The following is a 1,627-nucleotide window of genomic DNA, read 5'->3' as shown; positions in this document are numbered from 1 at the left end:
ACCTTCAATCAGTCGGCTACGACACGCCGGTACCGCTAATCAGGTCCGACTCATACACCACTCTGCTGGACGCAACCCGAAGCCGTCCGCGACGATTCACCGTTCCGGCGTGGTCCCTGCACCGCCTGGCCGACGTGGAGCTGCTCACCGCCGACTGGGTGCATTGGTACAACACCGACCGGCTCATGCACCGCCTGGGGCCGCATCCCACCGGTCGAATACGAGGCCATCTACTACGCTACGAACACAGCCCAATCCGCGGCTGCACACCCATAAACCGGTGTTCACGGAACCCGGGGCGGTTCAACTGTTCCTTCGGTACGCCTGTAGCGTCGTTTCCATGGCCAGGAGCCTCCGGGATTTTCAGAGCCCTATTCGAGTATGCTGCGCGCAGCAATCCGCTTGATCTCGTCCGCAACCAGCTGTGGTTCGGTGAAGACCACCAGGTGCCCAGATTCTTTAGCCAACACAAGCCTGGCGCCGAGCCGTTCGGCGGCGCGGCGGTGGGCATCGAGGAACGCCGTGCGGATGGAGCGGTCCACGAGCCTAGCCTTAGTGCCCGAGATCACGGTTACGGGCATTGCGCCCAGTTCAAGTCGGTGCGCGCGCAGGCTCGAGAGCCCGGCCAAGAAAAACTGCTCCTCGGCATCGGCAGCCAGCTCAGCGCCTACGGTCAGATCTTCGGTGAGCAGGTCCCGGGCCACATCAGCGGGCATCCCGGGCGCGACACGGCGCACCGCCCACGCCAGCAAATGCAACCGACGCAGCACACCTGTGGCCCAACGACCCGCCAGCGCCAACGTACGCAGATGTCGCAACGACGACCCGCAGCACACGCTCAACTGCTCATCGGAATGGTCGACGAGCACTAGCCCAGCTATATGGGCCTGATTACGCGATGCGGTGGTCAATGCGATCGTCCCCCCGTAACTATGGCCCACCAGGATGTACGGGCCAGCGTCGAGCAGGGCCAGTAATTCTTCGAGATCACCCGCCAAACGCACCAAAGTGCGGGGTGCTCGGTCCGGGTCGCTGCGACCGAGATTGGCCCGGTCGTAGACCACCGTCGGGAACTCGTGCGCCACAAGAGGTGCCACCAAACCCCACTCCGAGCGCGAAGCGCCTAGACCTGATTCGAATACCACGGTAGGCCCAACGCCGCTATCGGTGCCCGCAATCATGTAATGCAGTGCACGACCATCAGCCAGCCGTACCTCAGCGCTTCTGCCAAGGGAGTGTGCCATTCGCGGCCTCCTTACCAAAAGAAGAATGGTGCTCAATGTTTCGACGCAGCCAGGCGGTGTATGAGTCGGTCGGTGTTGGAGCCAGTGAACACCGAGTTGATGGTGAGCAGCTCAACGTCGCCAGACGGTCCAGTGGGCCGCGCCGGTGAATCGGCGCGGACGGTTTCGTTCTTGTGCAGCCGGATCGTCGTTTCGGCGAGAGCGTTGTCGTTGGCGTTGCCGACCGATCCGATTGGCGGCACAAGCCCAGACAAGGGATAGGGTTTCCTCGAACCGCGCCGAGGTGTACTGGCCCTGAATTTTTGGTGCGGGCTGCTCGGTCGGTTCGTGTGTATTGGTGGCAGTCACCGCCGTGACGGAAGGCGATCAGTCGACGACTCGTT

At 62.6% G+C, this 1,627-nt stretch carries 1 protein-coding gene and 1 pseudogene; both read right to left on the bottom strand.

Features of this window, described 5'->3' with window-relative positions; genetic code table 11:
- Positions 1-371: 371 nt before the first annotated feature.
- On the bottom strand, positions 372-1,244 hold the full coding sequence (locus tag ACJH6J_RS30340; RefSeq protein ID WP_064857761.1) for an alpha/beta fold hydrolase: 873 nt from the start codon (positions 1,242-1,244) through the stop codon (positions 372-374).
- Positions 1,245-1,294: 50 nt separating this feature from the next.
- Positions 1,295-1,535: pseudogene (locus tag ACJH6J_RS30335) on the bottom strand (IS3 family transposase); the annotation flags it as partial.
- Positions 1,536-1,627 lie beyond the last annotated feature (92 nt).

The sequence above is a fragment of the Mycobacterium sp. SMC-18 genome (assembly GCF_045310895.1).
In the GTDB taxonomy this organism is placed as follows: Bacteria; Actinomycetota; Actinomycetes; order Mycobacteriales; family Mycobacteriaceae; genus Mycobacterium.
The sequence above is the reverse complement of the archived record's forward strand: the minus strand, read 5'-3'. Positions and strand labels throughout refer to the sequence as shown.